The 3817-nt window shown below is 70.2% G+C and carries 4 protein-coding genes and 1 pseudogene; 2 read left to right on the forward strand and 3 right to left on the reverse strand.

Going from position 1 to position 3817, the window contains the following annotated elements; translation table 11 throughout:
• Positions 1-18: 18 nt before the first annotated feature.
• Complete coding sequence (locus tag H5J30_RS21445; protein WP_181789018.1) at positions 19-1026, reverse strand: methyltransferase; 1008 nt, start codon at positions 1024-1026, stop codon at positions 19-21.
• 87 nt (positions 1027-1113) lie between these two features.
• A complete protein-coding gene (locus tag H5J30_RS21450; RefSeq protein WP_181789019.1) occupies positions 1114-2079 on the reverse strand; it encodes a sigma-70 family RNA polymerase sigma factor in 966 nt (321 codons plus the stop codon).
• A gap of 96 nt (positions 2080-2175) precedes the next feature.
• On the opposite strand from H5J30_RS21450, the gene H5J30_RS21455 reads away from it, so the two are divergent.
• Both H5J30_RS21455 and H5J30_RS21460 read left to right on the forward strand, forming a co-directional pair.
• Positions 2176-2697 carry a pyridoxamine 5'-phosphate oxidase family protein gene (locus H5J30_RS21455; protein ID WP_181789020.1) on the forward strand — a complete coding sequence of 174 codons (522 nt, stop codon included), beginning with the start codon at positions 2176-2178 and terminating at the stop codon, positions 2695-2697.
• A 124-nt stretch (positions 2698-2821) separates the two neighbouring features.
• Positions 2822-3319 carry a lamin tail domain-containing protein gene (locus tag H5J30_RS21460; protein WP_181789021.1) on the forward strand — a complete coding sequence of 166 codons (498 nt, stop codon included), beginning with the start codon at positions 2822-2824 and terminating at the stop codon, positions 3317-3319.
• Positions 3320-3413: 94 nt separating this feature from the next.
• Here the strand turns inward: H5J30_RS21460 and H5J30_RS21465 are convergent.
• Positions 3414-3817 (reverse strand): annotated as a pseudogene (locus H5J30_RS21465) (N-acetylmannosamine-6-phosphate 2-epimerase); the annotation flags it as partial.

Consider the following 3817-nt stretch of genomic DNA (forward strand, 5'->3'; position numbering starts at 1 on the left):
CGGGCGACCGGCCGGAACTCAGCCCTTCGCCGCCTCGATAATCGCGGCGTGCGGCGAGACATGCAGCACCCGGGACGACGCCAGCCCCGCCTTGCGCATCAGCTCCTCGTACTCCGCCTGCGTCCTGCCCTTGCCGTTCAGCACGGTCAGCATCGTCATGTCCACCGTCTTGCTCGGATGCGGCTCGTTGCCCTCCGGCACCAGCGCGTTGACCATGAGCAGCCGGCCGTCGTCCGGCATGGCGCGCCGGCACATCTCCAGGATCTGCACGCACTTCTCGTCCGGCCAACTCGCCAGCACGTGCTTCAGCAGATAGACGTCGCCCCCCTCCGGCACCGCCGAGAAGAAGTCGCCCCCCACCGCACTCCACCGGCCCGCCAACTCCGGCTCGTCCAGCACATGGCCGGCCACCACCGGTTCGAGATCCATCAGCGTGCCCTCAAGATGCGGATTGCGCCGCAGAATGGCCCGCAACTGCCCGCCGCGACCGCCGCCGACGTCCACCACCTTGCGCGCCGACCCGAAGTCGTACGCCGCGGCGACCTGATCGCTCAACGCCTCCGAGAACGACGCCATACTCGTGTCGAACTTCATGCCCAGCTCGCGGTTCGCGAACAGATACTGGTAGAAGGGCATACCGAAAGCGTCCTCGAAAGGATTCCCCCCGGTACGCATCGCGTCGACGAGCCCCGTCGCCGACCGCAAGAAGATGTCGTGACCGTGCACATCCACGTAGGCGCGCATCGACCCCGGCACATCGTCACGCAGCAACCCCGCAAGCGGCGTCAGCGCGAACCGGCCGTCGTCCTCCTGCCGGAAAACACCGTGGGCCGCCAGATAGCGCAGCACCCGCGCCAGATGCGAGGCGTCGAGCCCCGCCTCCGCGGCCAGGTCGTCCGCACTGCGCGGACCGTCGGCCAGCAGATCCGCGATCCGCCAGTGCGCCGCCGCATGCAGCGCGGCAGACCGCAGATAGCCGACCGATAAATCAATCAACTGCTCGGTGAGATCGGTAGATTCGTCCATGCGCACACCCTAGGTCGCAGATGCGACCGCCGACAGGCGCCGTCACCAGCAGATTCCTGCTACAGCCCGCCACAGCCGCGAGGCCCCCTACGCGAAAACGATACCGAGACCGGCGAGATCCGCCCTGATGTCGATCGCCGTGATCCTGCCGTTCTCCGCCGCGAAACAGAACGCCACATGCGGCCGCCCGCGCACCAGCCACACCAGCCCCGCCGCACCGTCGATCCGCGCCGGCGCAGGATTCCACGTCCGCCCCGCGAACACCCGCGTCACCGCATCCGCCCCGCGGATCTCCGCCACATCCGTGATCGGATGCATCCCGCGCATCCCCGCCTCCAGACTCATCCGCACCGCCGCCGCATCCGTACGCAACACGATGTCCGGATCCAGCATCGCCAGCAGCGCCTCGAAATTCCCCTCCCGGGACGCCGCGAGAAAAGCCGTCGCCAGCTCCGACTTCCCCGGCGCGAAAGAGCCCGCGGCGTCGTACACGCCGAAACTCTCCCCCCGCCGCTCCGACGGAGTCGACCGCCGCACACGGCGCCGCGCCCGGCTGGCCAACTGCCGGGCCGCCGCGGGGGAGCGGTCGACTATCGCCGCGATCTCCTCGAAGGGCACCGCGAACATGTCGTGCAGCACGAACGCCAGCCGCTCCGCCGGCGTCAACGTGTCGAGGACGACCAGCAGCGCCAACCCGACCGAGTCGGCGATGACCGCCTCCTCCTCCGGATCGTCCGGCGGCAGATCGTCCCGCGGACCGCCCCCGTCCGTCGTGTCCATCGGCAACTCCGACCGCGACCTGCGGGACTTCAGCATGTTCAGCGACACCCGGGCGACGATCGTCGTGACCCAGCCACCGAAGTTCTCCACCTTGCCGACATCCGAGCGGCTGAGCCGGATCCACGCCTCCTGGACGGCGTCGTCGGCCTCCGCGACCGAACCCAGCATCCGGTACGCCACCGCGCGCAACCGGGGCCGGTCGCTCTCGAAGCGCTCCGCCAGCCAGTCTTGTCCATTCGTCAACGCTCCGGTCCTCTCCCCGCAACCAGTCATGTATCTGACCGGCGGGAACACACCGATGTGACGAACCCGCGAGGACACCGGCCCCAGGGCCGCCGGCCCGCATCCCGCCCCCGCTACCGTGACCGGATGCGCGAAACCCCCGAAGAACTCCGCCGGCTCCAGGAACTCCTCGACACCTCCCTGACCCGCTCCACCGGCCACCTGCGCTCGATCATCAGGACCGACCGCACGCTGACCGCGGAACAGCTCACCCGGGTACTCACCGGCATGTGCACCCTCGCCCTGTCGACCGTGACCGCCAAGGGCGAACCCCGCATCAGCGGCGCCGACGGCCACTTCCTCCACGGCACCTGGTACTTCGGCACCGCCCGCACCGCGGCCAAGGCCCGGCACCTCGCCGCCCGCCCCGCCGCCAGCGCGGCCCACATGCGCGGCGAGGAACTCGGCGTGTTCACCCACGGCGACGCGGTCACCCTCAACCCCGAGAGCGGGGAGCCCGACCCCGCATGGCCGGAACTCCTCGCGTACTTCAAGGACTTCTACGGCGAGGACGCCTTCCGCTGGGACGAGGAGGTCGTCTTCTACCGCCTCGACCCGCACTGGATGACGGTCTTCGCGCCGGACGCGGCCGGGCTGGGCGTCGCGTAGCGGCGGCTTCCGGGCGTACGGCACAAGGGCCGAAGGGGCCGTTCCGGATGCCCTCTCGGCACGCCCGCCGCGGGGCGCTACGCGCATAACCTCCTGCCGAATCGAGACATGGGGGGTTCGCAACATGCGCAACCACGCAGCCGTCACCGCCATCGCCGCCGCCGGCGGCGCGCTGGCGATGCTCGCCGCCACTCCGGCCCAGGCCGCCGAGTACAGCTCGCCGCTGAAGGTCCGCGGCGTCCAGTACGACGCGCCCGGCCGGGACTCCAACAGGTGTTCCGGCGGGAACACGCACAAGGAGTACCTCGCGATCAAGAACTACTCGTCCAGCCGGACCGTGAACCTGAAAGGATGGGTCGTCAAGGACGCCGCCGGCAACCGCTTCAAGTTCCGCGCGAACCACTACCTCCAGCCCGGCGACCAGGTGAAGCTGCGGGGCGGGAACGGCCGCGACTCCGACGCCGACAACGTCGTCTACCGCGACAACTGCAACTTCATGTGGAACAACGACAAGGACACGATCTACCTCGTCAAGTCCAGCGGCAGCCGCGCGGACGTGCACAAGTACACCAAGAGCCGCAACGACCGGGACGGCAACGGCTATATCACCTACCACGGCTGAGGACGGGGCGGCGGACCCTCGGCGCGGGTGCCGTAGGCGGTGGCGATGTCTCGCTGACGATGACGGTCATCTGTCATCCGTCAGATGTCATCGGTCAGTCGTCAGGCTGCGCGCCGGGGGTGGCCGCGAGTGCGGTGGCGAAGTGGCGCGCGAGGGTCGTCGGGTGGGTGATCGCCGTGCCGACCACCACCGCGTACGCGCCTCGCGCCAGCGCCTCCGCCGCCTCGGCCGGCGTGCCGATCCGGCCCTCCGCCAGCACCGGCACCCGCACCCCCGCCGCCAGCCGCTCGACCAGGTCGAGGTCCGGGCCGCCGCCGGGGGCGGGGGAGCGGAGGGTGTAGCCGGAGAGAGTGGTGCCGATCAGGTCGGCGCCCAAGCCCGCCGCCCGCAGCCCCTCTTCGTACGTCGAGACATCGGCCATCACGAGCCTGCCCACCCGGCGCACCGCGTCGAACGACTCCGCGACCTCCCGGCCGTCCGGGCGCGGCCGGTCCGTGG

It is taken from the genome of Streptomyces phytophilus, from assembly GCF_013870535.1.
In the GTDB taxonomy this organism is placed as follows: Bacteria; Actinomycetota; Actinomycetes; order Streptomycetales; family Streptomycetaceae; genus Streptomyces; species Streptomyces phytophilus.

Excerpts from the sequence above, each read along its gene's own strand:
- H5J30_RS21445 (WP_181789018.1), bottom strand. The coding sequence starts at position 1,026 with ATGGACGAATCTACCGATCTCACCGAGCAGTTGATTGATTTATCGGTC.
- H5J30_RS21450 (WP_181789019.1), bottom strand. The coding sequence starts at position 2,079 with ATGACTGGTTGCGGGGAGAGGACCGGAGCGTTGACGAATGGACAAGAC.
- H5J30_RS21455 (WP_181789020.1), top strand. The coding sequence starts at position 2,176 with ATGCGCGAAACCCCCGAAGAACTCCGCCGGCTCCAGGAACTCCTCGAC.
- H5J30_RS21460 (WP_181789021.1), top strand. The coding sequence starts at position 2,822 with ATGCGCAACCACGCAGCCGTCACCGCCATCGCCGCCGCCGGCGGCGCG.